General features: G+C 71.0%; 13 protein-coding genes. 8 read left to right on the forward strand and 5 right to left on the reverse strand.

The window, feature by feature from the left end:
- Positions 1–61: 61 nt before the first annotated feature.
- Both AB0I15_RS48770 and AB0I15_RS48775 read right to left on the reverse strand, forming a co-directional pair.
- Complete coding sequence (locus AB0I15_RS48770) at positions 62–598, reverse strand: hypothetical protein (protein WP_358112943.1); 537 nt, start codon at positions 596–598, stop codon at positions 62–64.
- Entirely contained in the window at positions 573–9722 is a 9150-nt protein-coding gene (locus AB0I15_RS48775; RefSeq protein ID WP_358112945.1) for a SpvB/TcaC N-terminal domain-containing protein, read from the reverse strand. Before AB0I15_RS48775 ends, AB0I15_RS48770 begins: the two co-directional genes overlap by 26 nt.
- A 330-nt stretch (positions 9723–10052) precedes the next feature.
- On the opposite strand from AB0I15_RS48775, the gene AB0I15_RS48780 reads away from it, so the two are divergent.
- From AB0I15_RS48780 to AB0I15_RS48800, 5 genes are all read left to right on the forward strand, one after another.
- Positions 10053–11165, forward strand: coding sequence for an ABC transporter substrate-binding protein (locus AB0I15_RS48780; RefSeq protein WP_358112947.1), 1113 nt, complete (start codon positions 10053–10055; stop codon positions 11163–11165).
- Positions 11166–11230: 65 nt separating this feature from the next.
- Positions 11231–11422, forward strand: coding sequence for a hypothetical protein (locus AB0I15_RS48785; protein ID WP_358112949.1), 192 nt, complete (start codon positions 11231–11233; stop codon positions 11420–11422).
- Positions 11423–11549: 127 nt separating this feature from the next.
- Entirely contained in the window at positions 11550–12980 is a 1431-nt protein-coding gene (gene purB, locus AB0I15_RS48790; protein WP_358112950.1) for an adenylosuccinate lyase, read from the forward strand.
- A 20-nt stretch (positions 12981–13000) separates the two neighbouring features.
- Positions 13001–13801: a GNAT family N-acetyltransferase gene (locus tag AB0I15_RS48795; protein ID WP_358112952.1), complete on the forward strand. Its 801-nt coding sequence runs from the start codon at positions 13001–13003 to the stop codon at positions 13799–13801.
- 153 nt (positions 13802–13954) lie between these two features.
- Positions 13955–14962 (forward strand): DUF4037 domain-containing protein, encoded by a 1008-nt coding sequence (locus AB0I15_RS48800; protein WP_358112954.1) that lies wholly within the window; start codon positions 13955–13957, stop codon positions 14960–14962.
- 64 nt (positions 14963–15026) lie between these two features.
- Here the strand turns inward: AB0I15_RS48800 and AB0I15_RS48805 are convergent, their stop codons facing one another.
- From AB0I15_RS48805 to AB0I15_RS48815, 3 genes are read right to left on the reverse strand one after another with little or no spacing between them, the layout of a single operon-like run.
- Complete coding sequence (locus AB0I15_RS48805) at positions 15027–15821, reverse strand: SRPBCC domain-containing protein (protein ID WP_358112956.1); 795 nt, start codon at positions 15819–15821, stop codon at positions 15027–15029.
- Positions 15818–16180 (reverse strand): metalloregulator ArsR/SmtB family transcription factor, encoded by a 363-nt coding sequence (locus tag AB0I15_RS48810; RefSeq protein WP_358112958.1) that lies wholly within the window; start codon positions 16178–16180, stop codon positions 15818–15820. The genes AB0I15_RS48805 and AB0I15_RS48810 overlap by 4 nt, the downstream gene beginning before the upstream one ends.
- A 37-nt stretch (positions 16181–16217) precedes the next feature.
- A complete protein-coding gene (locus AB0I15_RS48815) occupies positions 16218–16991 on the reverse strand; it encodes a MerR family transcriptional regulator (RefSeq protein WP_358112960.1) in 774 nt (257 codons plus the stop codon).
- Between the two features lie 69 nt (positions 16992–17060).
- Between AB0I15_RS48815 and AB0I15_RS48820 the strand changes: the two genes are divergently transcribed.
- The 3 genes from AB0I15_RS48820 to AB0I15_RS48830 all read left to right on the forward strand — a co-directional run bounded on the left by AB0I15_RS48820 (position 17061) and on the right by AB0I15_RS48830 (position 18655).
- Complete coding sequence (locus AB0I15_RS48820; RefSeq protein ID WP_358112962.1) at positions 17061–17855, forward strand: MerR family transcriptional regulator; 795 nt, start codon at positions 17061–17063, stop codon at positions 17853–17855.
- Between the two features lie 153 nt (positions 17856–18008).
- Positions 18009–18200 carry a DUF5999 family protein gene (locus AB0I15_RS48825; RefSeq protein ID WP_358112964.1) on the forward strand — a complete coding sequence of 64 codons (192 nt, stop codon included), beginning with the start codon at positions 18009–18011 and terminating at the stop codon, positions 18198–18200.
- Between the two features lie 50 nt (positions 18201–18250).
- Entirely contained in the window at positions 18251–18655 is a 405-nt protein-coding gene (locus AB0I15_RS48830; protein WP_358112966.1) for an ATP-binding protein, read from the forward strand.
- The last annotated feature ends 14 nt before the right edge of the window (positions 18656–18669 follow it).

The raw sequence follows: 18669 nt of genomic DNA on the forward strand, positions 1-18669 counted from the left end.
TCTCTCAACGGCTTTGACCGGCGGCCGGGAGCCCGCCCCGGCGCGCTGGCCCGCCTTGCCGCTATGGCCCGGCAGGCATGTGCCGGAGCAGCTCGCCATGGAGGAATCGCAGGAATCCTCCGAGATCCTGCGCGATCACCTGGACCTCGGCCTCGTCGACCTTGAACACCTCACCCAGCAGGGCGCCATCGCCCAGGCGGACGATCTCCCCCGTACGGCGGTCGGCGGCGAACAGCGCGCCGCCGCCGTCGGAGCCGAACACCACGATCTCCCGGTCGTCCGTGCTCACCACCCTGGTCGGCTGGTTGACGCCACGCAGCCCCTCGACCACGTGCTCCACCGGGTGCACGAAGAACCCCGATCCGACGTCCGGCAGGGAGACCCGGGCGACGCGCGAGAAGAACGTGCGCAGTTCGCTCGCGCTCGCGTCGCCCAGAGCCCCGGCGAGCAGCTCGCCGCCGCTGCCGCCGGAGGCTCGGGACACGTGGTTCTCGCCCGGCGGATATCCGTACGCCGCCTCGAAGCCGGCGACGAACCGCGTGGCCAGGACCGACATCTCGTCGATCCAGTCGTCAACTTCCGGTCCAGTAATGGGCACTGTATTTCTCGTCGATCTTCTTGGCGAACTCTTCGATTTGAGCTCGGGTGGCGTTCGGGTTGTTGGCGCGCCAGCGTTCCCAGTCGGTGGTGATGTCCTGATGGATGTTCTTGGTCCGATCGTTCATTCTGCTCCCGGCGACCCCGCGCAGGTTCGTCGGGTTGTGGAAGTCGAAGTCCTTGAAGTCCGGATGGTCGCGGAACACCTGCGGGATGCGGTGATGGGAATCCCAGTCGTCCGGCAACCGCTTCAGGCCCTGCCTGCCCAGCGACGCGTTGAGCCGGCCGCGGTGGTTGTCGATGTCGATCGTCGGGGACTCGGGCGCCTTCCCGCGCGGGCACGGCGGGGAGTTGTGGACGAGGACCGGCGTGCCGCCCGCGACGACGTAGTACGTGTGCAGACCCTCGACGGTCAGGTTGTGCACCCGTTGCGTCGTGACCCACGCGCGGATCACGTCCACCTGGACGTACGTGCCTGCGGACGTGCGCAGCCACATGCCGGCCTTGAGCTCCCCGGCGTCGACCCAGCGGTTCGCCTTCTCCACCCAGAAGGGGTGGCCGGCGGTCGCGGTGATGTCGGCGGTCCTGCCGCCCTTGTCTCCGTCGACGTCGACGGAGATCCTGACGAGGTTCTTGTCGCCGTCGCCGGTGACGAGATCGGTGACCGCCCTGGATTCGGTGCGGCCGGTCTCCGGGTCGGTGGCGACGACCTTGTCGCCGACCTCCACCTCTTCGATCGGTCGGGTGGCGCCGTCCGGCATCAGGACGTTCGTGCCCGGGGTGAAGCTGTTGAGGGAACAGCCGCCGGGGGCGTCGGTCCTGCGGAATCGCTGGGCGACGTCGCCCGCTCGCTCGGACGCCCAGTCGGCGGCGCGCCGGGCGACCTGGGTGTTGCCGACCCAGTTGGCGGCCCGTTCGACCACCCGCAGGCGTCCGAGGGCGGCTTCGGCACCCGTTTCGGCCAGGGCCCAGCCGGCTTCGGTGGCGCCTTCCTGCCAGGTCTTGCGGCCCTCGGAGACGTCGTTGACGGTGTTGGCGATCGTCCTGGCGCCCTGGTAGGCGCTGTAGGCGGTCATGCCCCACATGACGCCCTTGCCGACGAGGATGGCGGCCGGCACCAGGAAGACCAGGTTGCCGCCGGGGTCGGTGTTCTGGACCGGGTTGTTGTAGCCGTAGCCGTACAGGTTGAGGTTGCCCGGGTTGTAGACGCCGTCGTTGCCCTCGCCGTCGAGGTAGTCGTCCACGATCGGGTCGGCGGACTTCCACAGCCCCAGCTTCGGGTCGTAGTAGCGGGCGCCGTGGTAGTAGTAGCCGGTCTCCGGGTCGAGCTCCTTGCCGGTGAACTGGTAGGGGTTGGGCTGGCCGGGGCTCTCCTCGACCCAGGTCTCGCCGCCGGGGAAGTAGTTGAGGTGCTCGGCCAGGCGCCCGTTGGCGTCGGTGCCGAACGTGGTCGAGCCGATCTGGTCGCCGTGGTAGAAGAACTGGTCCTTCTCGAACACGCCGACCGGTTTGGCCGTCTTGGTGGCGACCCGCGTGGTGCCGACGAAGACGTGCTTGTACTCGGTCTGGTTGCGGGCGGTGTAGTTCTGGTTCGGGTACAGGGTGGTCTGCGAGCTGTCCTTGACCACCCGCTGGCCCTGGTTGTCGTAGGTGAAGCGGACGGTGGGCGGCTTGCGGTGGTCGTCGCAGGCGGAGGGGTCCTGTGGCTGGGTGTCGTTCCTGGTGGTGTCGTGCACGCAGGCCAGCCGGTTGTCCTCGTCCCAGATCAACTGCCTGCGCGGTTTGCCCGACTGGTCGGACTCCTGGTCGATGAGGTTGCCGTTGTCGTCGTAGCGCATCTCGTGCGGGCCGACGTCGGTGGGCGCGTGCGGGCGTGCGCCGTCGAACTCGTAGACGTGGGTGTAGCTGGTGTCCTGCTGCACCTTCTCGACGCCGTCGCTGTCGATGATGGCGTGGCGCTGGTGCTTGCCGACGATGTTGTGGATGGTGTCGTACGTCAGGCGGAAGGCGTAGCTGTCGGTCTTGCGGATGTCCGGCGTGTACTGGCCGCTCGCCTGGGTGAGCCGGTAGAGGTTGTCGTAGATGTAGGTCTGCGTGGACGGCCCCCCGAACTTGGGCGTGGTGGAGCCGTCGGGGATGTTGGTGTCGTTCTGCAGCCGGGTGATGTTGCCGACGTCGTCGTAGCCGTAGCGGTAGCGCTGGAACTCGTACCCGGTGGGCAGGGTGGAGCTGAGCAGCGCCAGGCTGCGGTCGGCGGCGTCGTAGGTGAACGTGGTGGAGGTGCCGTTGCCCAGCGTGATCTTGGTGCGCTGCTCGAACTTGTCGTACAGCATGTCGCGCAGGTAGGGGTAGGTGTAGCCGCCCTTGACGCCGGTCGCCGTCACCACCTGGCCGCCGGAGTCGTAGCCGTAGCTCAGCACCTCCCCGTCGGGGTAGGTGAGCTGCAGCACGCGGCCGAAGCTGTCGTAGCGGTAGCCCGTCGTGAACGTCTTGGGGTGCGAGCTCTTGCCGGGCAGCGCCTTGGTCTCCGAGACGATCTCACCCAGTGGCCCGTACTGGCGGGTGGTCACGCCGCCGGCGTCCTCGATCTTGGCCAGCCGGCCCGCCGCGTTGTACGCCGCGCCGGGCGCGCCGTAGGTGTAGCGGACGTCGTTGTCCTTGAAGATCGGGTAGTCGATCTTCGCCAGCCGGTTGAAGTCGTACTCGTAGGTGATCTTCTTGTTCCGGTCGTCCAGGTTCGCGGTGACCTTGCTGACCGCGTTGCCGGCCAGGTCGTAGCCGGTACTGGTACGCCCGGAGTCGGGGCTGGTCACCGTGGTACGGCGGCCGAGGTCGTCGTACGCGCTGGTGGTGTGGTTGTTCTGGTCGTCGGTGACCTTGGTGAGCTGGCTCAGCGGGTCGTAGACGTAGCTGGTCCACAGCGGCGGGCCGCCGTTGACCGGGTTCGGCTCGCGGACCGAGGTGGTCTGCTCGCGCACGTCGGTGAAGGTGGCCTTGGTGTTGCCCTCGGCGTCGGTGATCGCGGTGGAGAACTGCCGGGTGCCGGAGCGGTCGTTGCCGAAGCCGTAGACGGTGGTGCTGCCGGTGCCGTCCGGCAGCACGGTCTGCAGCAGCCGGTCCTGCACGTCGTAGCTGTTCGTGGTCGGGAACACCCGGTCGAAGGAGGTGTTGAGGGCGGTGTTGGCCGCCCCCTTGGGCTCGCTGACCGGGTAGTACTGCTCGACCGTGCGGCCGAACTCGTCGAAGACCATCCGGCCGGAGACCGTCATGCCGTCGGCGCCGCCGATCCGGGCGTCCTTCTTGGTCTGCACCACCCGGGCCAGTCCGTCGGTGAAGGTGACGGTGTCGATGGTGTCGGCCTTGACCGTGCCGTCCGCCGCCCGGTCCAGATGCCGGGTGGTGGCGTACGGGACCGTCGCCTCGGGGTGGTAGCCGAAGGCGATGGTCGGCTTGCCGGCGCCCACGTCACGCGGGTCGGTCACGGTGGTGAGCCGGCCGGCGTCGTCGTAGGTGTAGACCAGCCGCTGGTCGTTGATGTCGGTCGAGGTCTCGGTCTGGCCGAACTTCAGGTTGTACGTGGCCGAGGAGGCGTAGCCGTGGCTGTCCTGGATGGAGGTGACGTAGGTGCCGGTCACCTCGTCGTAGCCGTAGGTCAGCTTGAAGCGCTGCCCCTTGTGGTTGGCCGGCCCGGTCAGCGTCGCCGGCGTGCCGCCGGGGTGGTAGGTCGCGTCGGTGACCGCGGCCTTGTCGTCGTCCAGCTTGGCCCGGTGCCGGGTCAGGTTGCCGGTGGCGCAGTCGATGTCGGCCTCGCTGCGCCGCATCACCTTGCCGCCGCCGCGAGTCTCCGACGTGTTCGCCACGCCGACGATGTGGGTGTCGGCGCAGTCGGTGTAGCCCGTGGTGGTGACCACGTCGTCGCCGCTGCCGCTCTCGCCGAAGTCGGTGGTCTTGGTGACGTTGCCGTACCTGTCGTAGACCATCTCGACCCGGGTCTGCTTGCCCGGCTGGGCCTGGCCCTCGTACCAGCGCTGATCCGTGCGGACCAGCATGGGGAAGATCGAGGCGGTGGTGCTGCCGCCGTCGCCGGGATCGCCGCCGGCCACGTCGCGCAGCTCGTAGGTGTTGACCGTCTCGGTGAACGGCCGGTTCTCGCCGTCGGCCATGGCCGAGCGGGTGACCAGGGCGCGCGTGTAGTGGCCGCGGGTGTCGAACTCCTCCGTGAGCGACCGGTACACCTGCCCGGCGCTGTCGCGATGGCGGCTGACGACCGTGCCGTAGCCGCGGAACTCGCGCTCCAGCCGGTCGTACGCGCCGCCGGAGTAGCCGATCGTGGTGTGCTGGACGTCCTGTCCGTCCCCGGCCAGGCCGTCGTGGGTCTTGACCGAGCTCAGCACGAACCGCGAGCCCGGCTGGTCGTAGGTGTTGCCGTCGCGGGTGTAGTCCAGCTCGATGCTCGAGCGCAGCGGCCGTTTGACGGTCTTGAGCAGGTTGGTGCGGCCGGTCTGGTTGGCCGCCACCGTGAGCTGGTCGTCGGCGTTGGAGGCCAGGTGGTCGGCGAAACCGTCGCCGTTGATGTCCCGCAGCGCCTGCGCGGCGCGCGAGGCGCCGGTGGAGGTGTCGGCGCCGGGGTTGATGATGATGAACCCGCCGATGCCGAACGCGATCGGGATCGAGATGGTGAAGTACGCGCCCGCGCCCAGCCGGGCGTTGACGTCGCTGTTCAGCCCGGACAGGCTGCCGCCGAACTCGACCGGGGCGGCGAACCCGCTGCCGGTGTTGATCGCCACTCTGATCGGCGACCCGGCGAACACCCGGTCGGCCAGGGCGTCGCCGTTGACGTCGGCCAGCGTGGCCGAGGTGGTGCCGTCGCCCTGGTTCAGCGACGCGCCGCCGGCGAAGCCGTAGAAGTCGGTGTTGAAGCCGATGTTGACGCCGGCGTTGTCGCTGCTGCCGTCGTTCAGCGGCCCGCCCGGCCACGGCTCCGCCGCCGCGAACCGGTAGCCCAGGTTCAGCGCCGCCCGCCCGTCCTCGAACACCCGGTCCGGCAGCCCGTCGCCGTTGATGTCCAGCAGGTCGGTCTCGGCGTCCGAGGTGCCCGACCCGAGGTTGCCGCCGATGCCCAGAGGCGGCATGTCGTTGCCCGAGGAGGAGGTGTTGGCCGAGGTGGTCCCGCTCGGCGCGGCGTCGCCGCGCCCGGTGGTGATGGTACGCGCCGCGCTGCCGGCGCTGGCGTTGCCGGACACGTTGTCCGACGAGCGCACCGATCCGCCCGGCGTGTCGCCACGGCGGGCGCCGAGCACCCCGGTGGGGTCGGTGTACTGGATGCCGCCCGCGCCCACCACGTCGGGGAAGCCGTCGGCGTTCATGTCGAAGTAGTCCAGCTCCCCGCTGGAGGTGCCGGTGGCCACGCTGCCGCCGACACTGCCCACCCCGCCGCCGACGCCGCCGGTCAACGAGACCTGCTGGGAGCGCGACATGCGCGGCACCGCGCGCACGCCGGACACGTCCGCGGCCGTGGGCAGCCCGATCGACTGCCCGCCGAGCCGCGAGCTGGTCACCGTCGCGCCGGAGACCGACAGGTCCTCGCCCGAGGCCCACGCGTCGCGATCCGGCTCCGGCACGAACAAGATCGCGTTGGGCGGGGTGACCCGCGGGTCCTGCTCGAACTCCTCCCGATCCCGCTGCGGATCGACGTCCTGGGGGAGCTGGGACTGGATGTCCTCCATGCTGTCCAGGTCGCTCTGCCGGATCGGCTGGGTGGCGCGATCGCCGTTGCCGTTGTAGCCGACGTACGCCCAGCCCCGGTACGGCCGCCCGTAGACGCCCTCGAGGGCCGGGCTGTGCACGGTCGCCGCCGCCTCGACGTCGTCGACCAGCACCGACGCCCCGGTCAGCAGCCCGCTCGCCGCCGTGAACTCGAAGAAGAGCCTGTCGTCGGCGGCGGCCTCGACCTGCACCGGCACCGGCTCGGCGCCCAGCGTGACGACCTGCTTGGCCAGCAGCGCGCCCTGCTTCTTGACCGTGAAGACCACCTGGCCGCTCGCGCCGTCGACGACGGCCGGCTGCGGCGTGACGGTGAGCGTCCCGGCCGCGGCCACCGTGTGGGGCTGCGGCGGGGCGGAGGCGCTGGAGACGGTGTAGGTGTCGACGTCGTACGGCGCGCTGAACTCCTGCCCGAACTCGTCCGGCACCGGCGAGGCCTCGGTGTAGGCGGCCGTGGGCGTCCACGCCAGCGCGGTCACGTCGATCGGCGAGTCGGTCTTGATCCGCCACGACAGCGCCTGGCCCTTGGTGACCGCGACCGTCGCGGCCACCGGCACCTCGCCGGTGAAGCCCGCGGGCACCTCCTGCTCGAACACCGGTGAACCGGCGCGGGAGATCACGATGGTCAGGTCGTCGGAGGTGACCGCGCTCTTGGTCAGCGCGCCGCCCAGCGTCAGGGTGCCGTCCCGGGGCACGGTCGCGGTGGCCGCGCGCCCGGCCAGCGTGAAGTCGTCGGCCGCGGTGTAGGAGGTCAGCGACAGGCCGTTGGCGTCGCTGGTCTCCGGCAGGTCGGTGTAGGTGACGGCCGGGTTCCAGGTGACCCGGTCGGCGGCGCCGTCGTGCACGGAGCCGACCCGGAAGTACAGGTGCTGGCCCCGCTGGACCCGCACCGCGTCCACGCCCTGCGGGGTGTGCCCGTCGTGATCGGTGATCCTGGCCGACCACAGCTCGGTGTTCTCGTGCTGCACGGCCACCCGCACCCCGTCGGGGTCGGCGAACGCCGGCAGATCGCCCTCCACCTCGGCCAGCGTGACCGGGCCGGTCACCGCGACCGTGCCGTCGAACGGCGCGGTCCACCGGCGCACGGTGTCGACCAGCGGGAACGACTGCTCGCGTCGCGCGCGGTCGGCGGCGTAGTCCGGCAGCAGATCCTCGGCGTCCACCTCGCTGCCGCCGATCGGCACCGGGGTGTCGCCCACCGCGCCGAACACCGGCACCCCGTCGGCGCCGATCCGGCCGAACAGCACGCTCTCGCCGTTGACCAGGTCGGCGATGCCGTCGGCGTTGACGTCGCTGAAGTACCGGTCGGTGGTGCTGATGGTGTCGACGTAGTCGAGCTGCACCGCGGCGGCGCCCGGGTAGGCCTCGACGCCGACCGTGCGGGAGCTGGAGCTCTGGTCGAAGATGCCCGGCAGGTTGCGCAGCGGCGTGGTCTGCTCGGCGAAGCGGGGCTCGCCGCCGGGGCGGGACAGGTTCTTGCGGAAGACGTACCCGCCGCCGCCCTTGAAGACCTTGTCCGGCAGGCTGTCGCCGTCCACGTCGAGCAGGGCCAGCAGTCCCTCGTCGGAGCCGCGGCTGAACCCGGTCTTCACGCCGACCGAGTTGGACTTGCTGGGCAGCGGCCCCCACCCGGTGTACAGGTGACCGCCCGCGCTGGTGGAGGTGTTGCCGTTCAGCGCGCCCGACTCGCCCGCGCCCGGCCGCACCCCGTTGACCAGCCGGTTGGACAGGCCGTCGTCGGGCGAGGTCCAGGCCACCCGCTCGAAGGCCGCGTACTTGCCGGCGGCGTCGCGGATGTCGTCGAAATAGGCCAGCTCGTGGCTGTTGAACAGCCTGCCGGCGGCGTCGTAGTGCTGGATCTTCGACAGCAGCGTCTTGTTGAAGGCGCCCAGGGCGTAGACGAAGTCGTAGCGGCGGATCAGCTCCTCGCCCAGCCGCACCTCGACGCGGCGCAGCAGGTCGGCCACCACGTGCTTGAACCCGCCGCGCGCGTTGATCATCACGTCGGACCGGCGTTGTTCGCCCAGCTCCCGGTCCCGCAGGAACGTCACCGAGTACGGGCCGTCGGCGTCGCCGAGCCCGGTGTAGGTGATCTTCTTCAGGTAGAGAGCCCGGCCGGGCACCGACCCGCCGCTCACCCCGGCGTCCTCCACGGCCGCGTGCTGGTAGCGCATGGTGTTGCCGTTGGTGTCGCGCACCTCGCGCAGCGCCCAGGAGAAGACGTTGCCGGCGTCGTCGGCCAGCGTGGCCCCTTCGCCGCCGTACAGCCAGCGGGTGCCGGACTTGTCGGTCACCTCCCAGCTGTAGGTCTTGGGGGAGTCGCCCTTGCGCAGGATGCGCGCGAACTGGCCCTCCACCCGCTGGTGGAACACCTTGTCGGCGGCACGCGCCGACGGCGTCGCGCGGTGCGCCACCGGGGTCAGTTGCTCCCCGCCCAGCAGGTACGTCTCGGTCTCCCGCTCGGCCTCGTACCGCGGCACGCCCCAGCGCGTGTCGATCGCGATCGACGGCACCGCCAGGTCCCAGCCCGAGCCCATCCAGCCGTTGCCCGCGGCCGAGGAGTAGCCCACCGACAGCCGCGGCTGCATCTCCTCGCGGCCCGCCGGCAGCTCGATCGGGTAGGACAGCCGGGCCTCGCCCTGGTTGTTGGCCGCCGGCGGTTCGATCTGGTTGACCCCCGCCGACGGGTCGGCGGCCTTGATGCCGCTGATCTGCGTCGGGTCGAAGGAGACCTGCTCGGGGCCCTCCGGCGCGTTCACCGTGGCGTTCACCATGTCGGTGAAGTGGTCGGTCTTGGAGATGATGAGCTGCTGCTCGGTGTCCACCGCCACCCGCACCAGCGACCGCCAGCAACTGCCCTGCTCGTCGAAGAAGAAGGTTCGCACGTCCTGCGGGGTCAGCCCGGCCGCCTCCAGCTTCGCCGCGTCGTACGGCAGGCTGATCGTGATGTCCTGCTCGAACTCGAACGGCGTCGGCGTGAACCGGTAGCCGGCCCGCGGCCCCTCGGTCACGTTGTCCATCCCGGCGCCCAGCACCGGCAACTGCGCCTCGGTCAGCGGGGTGATGCCGATCTCGGCCGGCTCGTCCAGCGCCGTGCCGCCGATGTCGAGCCGGACGTCGTCATAGGTGATCGTCTCGGCGCTCTTGCCGTCGGCGGTGGCCGTGAAGCCCGGACGCACGACTGCGCGGCCGGGGTCCACGGTAGGGGGCAGAGCCTGGTTCTGCCGGCTCGGAGCCGGTGCGGGCGCACCGGGGATGCATTCGGGGGAGACGCTCTCCGCGGCCGCGGGCCGGGTCACCGGCGCCAGGCCGGCCACCAGCACGGTCAAGGAGGTGATCGCGCATAAGACACGGGAACGCATACTGATCACGTTCACCACTCCAAGCTCGGGACAGTTGCACTGAGGGGGTGCAGGACTTGGGTGTAAAGGCGGCATAAAGTGATCAGTGCCGCGCCTAAGCGATAACATCGGCCCTTACCTGATGTCCAGAGGCATGTTTCGCCGCCCGCCGCCGCCCGGGACGGCCGGCACGCCCCCCGACCAGCCCACATCACCAAGAAACCCGGTCGCACGCGCCCCAGAAGTGTCCGGATCCGGCCACGCCCGGGGCCGGCGGACCGAGACCCCATCCTTCACCGGCCTGTGGCCGAGCCCCGGCCGCACCACTCGTCACACGGGAGACGCCCGCGCATGAACACGCCACCCTCGCCGTCGGGGAGGGAGCGGACCGACGGATCACCCGTGCGGATCGGCGCCCTCGTTCCCCTGACCCCGCCCGGCTGGGTCGAGGCGGGCCGGCACCTGCTCGCCGGACTCGAACTGGCCGCAAGCGAGGTCAATGACGCCGGTGGGATCGCCGGAAGGCCGCTCGAGCTGGTGGTCCGGGACACCGCGGCCGATCCGCGCAGGGCCGCGGCGGCCGTCGACGAGCTGGCCCGCCTGGGCGTGGCCGCCCTGGCGGGGGAGTATCACAGCGTCGTCGCCCGCGCCGCCGCCGCCCGGGCCGACGCCCTCGGCCTGCCGTTCCTCTGCTCGTCGGCGGTCCTCGACACGCTGACCGAGCAGCCGACGCGGTGGGTCGCGCGCCTCGCCCCGGCGCAGTCGCACGGCTGGCGGATCTACGCGGACTTCCTCCTCGCCGCAGGCCACCGCCGCATCGCCGTGGCGACCCAGCCGAGCGTCTACTGGGCGGCCGGGGCCGGCATTCTGCGCGACCACCTCGCTCCGCGCGGTGGCACCGTCATCGAGCTCGACATGGGCGCGCTCACCCCCGCGGCCGTGTGCGACGAACTCGCCGGCAATCGGGCGACGGCCCTGCTTCTTCTGGTCGGCCACCCGGAGCCGGCCGTGTCGATCGTCACGTCGGTCCGCCGTGACCGGCGCCTCGCCGGCGTCATGATCGGTGCTCCGGCCGGGCAGCCGGAGTTCGCCGCGTGGGCGAGGTCGCTGGGCGGCGACGGCGCCGCGATCCCGTTCTTGCGCTACCTGCCCGAGCGGCTCGGCCCCCTCGGCGCACGCGTGGCGACGGCCCTGCGCGAGCGGCTGGCCGAAGCGCCCTCGTTCGTCGCCTTCGAGGGCTACGACACGGTCGCCGTGCTCGCCGAGGTGCTGTGTGCGCACGGCGCGGACCGGGCGCGCACCGCCGAATCCTGGCCGGGCGTCGCGGTGGAGGGCACCCGCGGGCGGATCCGGTTCTCCCGTACGCCGGGCATCGGCGTCTGGCAGTGGGCGTGGCCGCCGGTCCAGGTCGTCGATCGAGACCCGGCGGACCCCGGACGCTTTCGGATCCTGCACGCCGGTTGACAGGGCGCGGAACCCGCCGGCGGAGCGGCTTGGACCACGGCCTGTGACCGGCTCGGCGCGTCGCGATGCGCGCGGCGGGCACCCGGCTGCTGACCCGCGCCCAGGCCACGGGCGCGGCACGGGCCGACCTCGACGGCGCCGACCTGTTCGCGCTGGTCGGGGCGCTGGCCTGGCTCAACGACCAACCCGCGCTCGCGCCCCGCGCCGATCACCTCTTCGGCGTCATCGCGAGCGCGATCCTGGTCCCGCCACAGTGATCTACTTTGTAAAGGCGCTGGGTCTTCGCAGGACAACAAGATCGAAAACTACCGACCCGCCGACGACTCCGGCGGTGTCCGGGCTGCGTGCGGGGTGGGTGGGCTCGTGTGAATAGACTTGTCCAACGTGACTTCCAAGCCGCGTATCCCGAATGTCCTGGCCTCCCGTTATGCCTCGGCGGAGCTGGCCCGTCTGTGGTCGCCCGAATACAAGATCATCGCTGAGCGGCGGTTGTGGCTGGCGGTGCTGCGGGCGCAGGCCGAGCTGGGGATCGCGGTGCCCGAGGGGGCGGTCGCCGACTACGAGAAGGTACTCGAGCGGGTCGACCCGGACTCGATCGCCGCCCGCGAGCGTGTCACCCGCCACGACGTGAAGGCGCGGATCGAGGAGTTCAACGCGCTGGCCGGGCACGAGCAGGTGCACAAGGGCATGACCTCGCGTGACCTGACCGAGAACGTCGAGCAGCTCCAGGTGCGTGACAGCCTGCTCCTGGTACGCGGCCGGGTGGTGGCGCTGCTGGCCCGGCTGGCGGCGCTGGCCGAGGAGCACGAGGCCACGGTGGTCGCCGGCCGGTCGCACAATGTGGCGGCGCAGGCCACCACGCTGGGCAAGCGGTTCGCGACGGCCGCCGACGAGCTGCTGGTGGCCTACCGGCGGCTGGAGGAGCTGATCGGCCGCTACCCGCTGCGCGGGATCAAGGGCCCGGTCGGCACCGCGCAGGACATGCTCGACCTGCTGGGCGGCGACCAGGGCAAGCTGACCGAGCTGGAGGAGCGGGTGGCCGCTCATCTGGGCTTCGAGCACCGGTTCACCAGCGTCGGGCAGGTCTATCCGCGTTCGCTGGACTTCGAGGTGGTCACGGCGCTGGTGCAGCTCGCGGCGGCGCCGTCGTCGCTGGCCAAGACGATCCGGCTGATGGCCGGGCACGAGCTGGTGACCGAGGGGTTCAAGGAGGGGCAGGTCGGCTCGTCGGCGATGCCGCACAAGATGAACACCCGCTCCTGCGAACGGGTCAACGGCCTGGCCGTGGTGCTGCGCGGCTACGCCTCGATGGTGGGTGAGCTGGCGGGCGACCAGTGGAACGAGGGCGACGTGTCGTGCTCGGTGGTGCGGCGGGTGGCGCTGCCGGACGCGTTCTTCGCCTTTGACGGGCTGGTGGAGACGATGCTGACGGTGCTGGACGAGTTCGGCGCGTTCCCGGCGGTCATCGCCGCCGAGCTGGGCCGCTATCTGCCGTTCCTGGCCACGACGAAGATGCTCATGGCGGCGGTGCGGGCCGGGGTGGGGCGGGAGCAGGCGCATGAGCTGATCAAGGAGCACGCGGTGGCGGCGGCGCTGGCGATGCGCTCGCGCGGCGCGGCCAACGAGCTGCTGGACCTGCTGGCCGCCGACGCCCGGTTCCCGCTGGACCGGGAGCGGCTGGAGGCGTTGCTGGCCGACCGGGTGTCGTTCACCGGGGCGGCGGCCGACCAGGTGGAGTCGGTGGTGCGGCAGGTGGGCGAGGTGGTGGCGGCGCATCCGGAGGCGGCGGCGTACCGGCCGGGCGCGATTCTCTGAGTCGGTCCCGGCGTGGTCTGATGAGCGTGATTCGGGAGCTGCGGTCGGCGCGGGAGCTGCGTGCGGCGTGCGGGGACGACGATCTGGTGATGTGGGCTGCCCAGGACCTGGGCGGCGGTGGCCGGGCGTGGGCGCTGGGGGACGCCGTCGTCGCCGGGTGCCTGGGGGTGTCACGGCGTGATCGTTTAGGCGTGTGGGGCGGGGCGTCGTCGGCCGTGGAGCTGGTACGGCATGCGCTGGGCGAGCTGGGGCCCTCCTACCGGCCGTTCGGGGAGCGGGGGCTGATGCGTGAGGTGAGCGCCAAGCTGGACGGGCTGGAGGAGAGCGGCGCGTTCTCCTGGATGAGCCTGCCGGGCGTGGTCGAGGCGGGCGGCGGTGGTGTTGGCTGGCTGGGCGGTGAGGCGATGACCGACGTGGCGGCCGACGTGGCGGCGGAGGTGGCGGCGGAGGTGGCGGCGTTGCTGGCGGCCGACGCGCCGGAGTCGTACGCGGTGCCCGGGGTCGCCGGGGTGAGCCGGTGGGCGGGGGTGCGGGTCGGCGGGGAACTGGCGGCGGTGGCGGCGGACGCGTGGTCGGCACCGACGGTGGGGCTGATGGCCGGCGTCGCGACCCGGGCGCGCTTTCGTGGGCGGGGGCTGGCCGAGCGGGTGTGCCGGTGGGTGTCGCGGGAGCTGGTGGCCGCGTATGGGCGGGCGGCGCTGATGGTGGACGATGACAACCCGGCGGCGATCACGGTGTACGAGCGGATCGGATACGGCAGGCGGCTGGTGCTGGCCTGCCATGTCGCCGGGGTCGCCGGGGTCGCCGGGGTCGCCGGGTGAGCGGGCGCTCCGGTTTCCCGCCTGGGGGTCCGAGCGCAGGCCAGGCGGTGTGAGCCGGGCCCTGCTGGGGTGCCGGCGAAAAATCGGGTGAGGTTATTTCGGCGCTGGGGCACAGTTGACCGGGTGATGTCCGATTTTGTACCTGGTATCGAGTTGTCGCGTTCCTTTTACGGCGAGGTGGTCGCGCCCCTGGTGTCCGGGGTGGCGCACAGTGCCGCGTTGGTGGGTCCCGGGTCGGAGGTGCTGGAGTTCGACACCGCCCGCTCCGCCGACCATGACTGGGGGCCGCGGGTGCTGGTGTTCGTGGCGGCCGGGCAGGTGGCCGAGGTGGAGGCGAAGGTGGTGGCGGGGCTGCCGGAGCGGTTCGGCGGGTTTCCGACGGTGTTCGGTTACCACGGGCAGGTGCGGCCCGGGGTGACGGTGACGGATCTGGGGTCGTGGCTGGTGGGGCGGCTCGGGTTCGATCCGCGGGCGGGGGTGTCGCTGCTGGACTGGTTGTCGGCCTCGTGGCAGAGCCTGGCCGAGGTGACGCGGGGTGAGGTGTTCCACGACGGCCTGCCGGGGGCGGGGCTGGAGGCGGCCAGGCAGGCGTTGCGCTGGTATCCGGGGGACGTGTGGCGCTACGTGCTGGCGTGTCAGTGGCGGCGGATCGCGCAGGAGGAGCCGTTCCCGGGCCGGTGCGGTGAGGTGGGGGACGAACTGGGCTCCGCCGTGGTGGGGGCGCGGCTGGCCCGGGAGGTGATGCGGCTGGCGCTGCTGCTGCGGCGCCGCTACCCGCCGTACGCGAAATGGCTCGGCAGCGCGATGGCGCGGTTGCCGGGGTCGGCGGAGCTGGGCACGTCGCTGGGGGCGGCGCTGGCGGCGCGGACGTGGCGGGAGCGGGAGGCGGGGCTGGCGGCGGCGTACGCGCGGCTGGCGGCCTGGCAGAACCGGGTGGCGCTGACCGAGCGGCTGGACGAGGGGGTGCGGGGGTTCTTCGACCGTCCGTTCCGGGTGATCGGGGGAGACCGGTTCGCCGAGGCGCTGATGGCGTCGGTGGGGGATCCGGTGGTGCGGGGGCTGCCGGTGGTGGGGTGTGTGGATCAGTTGTCGGATTCGACGGATCTGCTGGTGGTGCCGGGGCGGGCACGGGCGGTGACGGCGGCGGCGCTGGGTCTGTGAGGTTATTGATCTACATTGTAAAGGGCATGGGTTGAGACGACATTCGTCGTTCTCAAAAACCCCTTCAATCGAGGAGGGAGGCCGCCAGTTCTTCGACGTGGATGCGCCAGGCGTCGAGGAAGGTGGTGTCGCCGGTGTGGGTGATGATGAGGCGGGGTCCCTGGCCGGTGCCTTCGGTCAGTTCCCAGCGGACGGTGCCGCCGGTGGTGTCGTATTCGAGGAGTTTGGCGGTTTCGGTGCGGGTGACGGGGCCGGGGGTGAGGCCGGGGACGGTGAAGGGGGTGGGTGGTGGGGTTCCGGGGGTGGCGTCGTCGCCGTGCAGGAGGTGCCAGACGTCTTCGGCGGGGCGGGTGAGCTGGCGTTCGACGCGGACGTTGCCGTCGTGGGCGGTGGCGGGGTTGAGGCCGAGGATGGCGATGTAGTCCTCGTGGAGGTGGGCGGAGTCGGCGGGGCGGGGTTCGGTGGGCAGGGGGCTGGGGCGTCCGTCGAGGTGGGCGTGCATGGCGCGGATGCAGGTGTGCCAGCCTGCGGCGAAGCTGGCGGCGCCGTGGTGGTCGGTGAAGGTGTGGGTGAAGGTGAGCAGGGTGCCGGGGCCGTCGGGGTGGAGTTCCCAGCGCAGGTGGTCGTCGCCCCACGTGTGGGCGAAGACGTGGGGTGGGTTGTTCTCGGTGATGTGGCCGTCGGGGCCGAAGCCGTAGGTGATGCGGTCGCCGTCGATGGTGACGTCGGCGGGGAACCAGTGGGTGAGGTGCTGGGGATCGGTGATGGCGCGCCAGACTTTGGCCGGTGGGTGGGGGAGGCGGCGTTGGAGGCGCAGGGTGGTGCGGCCGTCGGGGTGGAGGGTGAGGGTTTCGTTCATGGTGTGGGGTGGCCCGTGTCTGTGTCGGTGTCTGTGTCTGTGTCGGTGGGTGTGGGGTCGTCGGGCATGGTGTCGAGGTGGTGTTCGAGGCGGTCGAGGCTGTGGTTCCAGAGTTTGCGGTAGGGGGTGAGCCAGGCGTCGATTTCGGTGAGGGGTTGGGGGCGGAGTTCGTACCAGCGGCGTTGGGCGTCTTTGCGGACGGTGACGAGGCCGGCTTGGCGCAGGATGCGGAGGTGTTTGGAGGTGCCGGGTTGGGTGAGGCCGAGGTGGTGGGTGAGTTCGCTGACGAGGTGGGGGCGTTGGAGGAGGAGGTCGAGGATGTGGCGGCGTGCGGGTTCGGCTAGCACGTCGAAGGGCATGGCGTGAATATAGCGAATTGGTTATATGTCTGCAAGGTTATGTAGTGGGGTCGGGGGTGGCGCGGCGGGCGTTGGCGTGGATGGCGTGGCGGAGGTAGGTCGCCAGGCCGGGGGCGAGGGCGTCGTAGGTGGCGGTGAAGCGGGGGTCGTTGACGTACATGTCGCCGAGGCAGCGGTGGATGTCGTGGGTGCAGTCGTAGAACCAGCGGACGATGTGGTCGCGGTGGCGTTCGGCGAGGTCCATGGCGTGGTCGCCGTCGGCGGGGAGGCCGGCGTTGTAGGTGGTGACGAGGTCGTCGGTGAGGGTGGCGGCTTCGGCTTTGAGGCGGAGCCAGTCGTTTTTGGTGTAGGAGGCGACGCGGTGGCGGCTTTGTTCGTAGTGGGGGGTGTGGCCCCAGCGGCGTTCGGCTTCGGCGTCGTGGTCTTCGGGGTGGAAGTCGCCGAAGATTTCGAGGCGTTCTTGGGGGGTGAGGGTGATGCCGAGGGCGTGGGCTTGGATGGCGCGTTCGACGGCGGCGATGACGGTGGTGAGGTGGTCGGCTTTGCGGGTGAGGAGTTGGTGCTGGCGGCGGAGGTGGGTGAGTTCGTCGGTGTGGGGTTCGTCGAGGATGACGGTGATCTCTTCGAGGGGGAAGCCGAGTTCGCGGTAGAGGAGGATTTGTTGCAGGCGGGTGAGGTCGGTGTCGGTGTAGCGGCGGTAGCCGGCGTTGGTGCGTTCGCTGGGGGTGAGCAGGCCGATCTCGTCGTAGTGGTGCAGGGTGCGGACGGTGATGCCGGCGAGTTTGGCGACCTGTCCCACGGAGAGGCTCATGTGTTCAGCTTGCCGGGTGACGTTACGTGAGGGTCAAACGGGTGGGGCGAAGCGGTCGTGGGAGCGTTCATGCTGGTGGGTGTGGATGAGGAGTTGCTGTCGATCGGGCAGTTCGCGCGGTTGGGCCGGTTGAGTGTGAAGCAGTTGCGTCGTTATGACGAGCTGGGGTTGTTGCGGCCGGCGTATGTGGACGGTGGGACGGGTTATCGGTATTACCGGGCGTCGCAGGCGCGGGAGGCGTTGTCGATCGGGTTGTTGCGGTCGTTGGATGTGCCGTTGGCGGTGGTGGGTGAGGTGTTGTCGGGGGTGCCGGGGGCGTTGTCGGGGGTGCGGGAGGGGTTGGAGGCGGAGTTGGCGCGGCGGCGTAGGACGTTGGCGTCGTTGGAGCGGGTGATGGAGCGGGGGTTGCCGGGGGCGGTGGTGCGGGTGGTGCGGGAGGTGGCGGTGCGGGTGGCGTTGGTGCGGGAGCGGGCGGCGGGGGCTGAGGATGTGGGGCGGGCGACGTCGGTGGCGGTGGCGCGGCTGATGGGTGCCGGTGTGGGTGGGGGGCCGGTGCGGTTGGTGGGGTTGTTTCCGGTGGATGTGGGTGAGGTGGTGGAGGTGGCGGTGGGTTTGGTGCTGGTGGACGGGGTGGGGTGGGAGGGGGAGGTGGCGGTGTTGCCGGGTGGGGTGTTCGCGTGTGCGACGCATGTGGGGCCTTATGACCAGATGCCGTTGACGGCGCATGCGTTGCTGGCGTGGTGTGCGGAGCGGGGGCGGGTGCCGTGGGGGCCTTTGCGTGAGGTGTACGTGTCGGATCCGGCTGTGGTGGCGCCGGAGGAGTTGGTGACGGAGTTGATGGTGGGTTTGGCGGAGGATGTGTGAGGGTTCTGGGGGTGGGTGGGGGTTTGCCGCTACCTACGTACTCGAAATAGGTACTGTTATGGGGGTTTTTGGCCTCTTGCTGGGTTGACCTGCGGCGGCAGTGTGGGTGTATACGCGATCCGCTGGATCAGCGGGGATCGAGGAATCACCATCATGTGTCTCCATCAACCGCCTTGCCCGCCCGCCGAGGCCGCCGGCCGTGAGGCCGCCCGCCTGCTGGCCTACCACCCCGAGCAGGGGTGGGGGCTGCTGTGCAACGGGGTGGTGTGCTTCGACGACACCGGCGAGCTGCTGCCGGACGGCCGTAGCGTCGTCCCCGTGCGGCTGCTCGGGAGCGCCGCGTGAGCGCGTCATCATGTGCGTCATCATGTGCGTCGTCGTGGGTGCCTTTGCGGGTGCTCGCGACGGCGCCGGAGGTGGCGTCGTGGACGCTGCCGTGCCGGCCGATGTCGGCGTTCGTGGCGCGGCGCCTGGTTCGCGCGCATCTCGTGTCGTGGGGGCTGGGGTCCTGCTGTGATCTGGCCGAGTTGCTGGTCAGTGAGCTGGTGACGAACGCGGTGCGGTACGCGTGCGGCCTGGTGCGGCTGCGGGTGGTGGTGGCGGACGGGCTGGTGCGGTGCGAGGTCGAGGACGGCGCGCCGCAGTTGCCGTGTCCCCGGGAGGCCGCCGACGACGAGGAGGGGTCGCGGGGGCTGGCGCTCGTGGCGGGGCTGTCGCGTCGGTGGGGGTCGGCGCGTACGCGCGCGGGGAAGGTCGTCTGGTTCGAGGTGCCGGTGCCGGCCCTGGATGCGGCGGCCTGAGGGTGCCGGGGGGC

Origin of the sequence: Nonomuraea sp. NPDC050643 (assembly GCF_040654715.1) — a bacterium.
Classification (GTDB): Bacteria; Actinomycetota; Actinomycetes; order Streptosporangiales; family Streptosporangiaceae; genus Nonomuraea.

Coding starts and splice junctions, on each gene's coding strand:
- AB0I15_RS48775 (WP_358112945.1), bottom strand. CDS start 9,722: ATGCGTTCCCGTGTCTTATGCGCGATCACCTCCTTGACCGTGCTGGTG.
- AB0I15_RS48780 (WP_358112947.1), top strand. CDS start 10,053: ATGAACACGCCACCCTCGCCGTCGGGGAGGGAGCGGACCGACGGATCA.
- AB0I15_RS48785 (WP_358112949.1), top strand. CDS start 11,231: ATGCGCGCGGCGGGCACCCGGCTGCTGACCCGCGCCCAGGCCACGGGC.
- AB0I15_RS48795 (WP_358112952.1), top strand. CDS start 13,001: ATGAGCGTGATTCGGGAGCTGCGGTCGGCGCGGGAGCTGCGTGCGGCG.
- AB0I15_RS48805 (WP_358112956.1), bottom strand. CDS start 15,821: ATGAACGAAACCCTCACCCTCCACCCCGACGGCCGCACCACCCTGCGC.
- AB0I15_RS48810 (WP_358112958.1), bottom strand. CDS start 16,180: ATGCCCTTCGACGTGCTAGCCGAACCCGCACGCCGCCACATCCTCGAC.
- AB0I15_RS48815 (WP_358112960.1), bottom strand. CDS start 16,991: ATGAGCCTCTCCGTGGGACAGGTCGCCAAACTCGCCGGCATCACCGTC.
- AB0I15_RS48820 (WP_358112962.1), top strand. CDS start 17,061: ATGCTGGTGGGTGTGGATGAGGAGTTGCTGTCGATCGGGCAGTTCGCG.
- AB0I15_RS48825 (WP_358112964.1), top strand. CDS start 18,009: ATGTGTCTCCATCAACCGCCTTGCCCGCCCGCCGAGGCCGCCGGCCGT.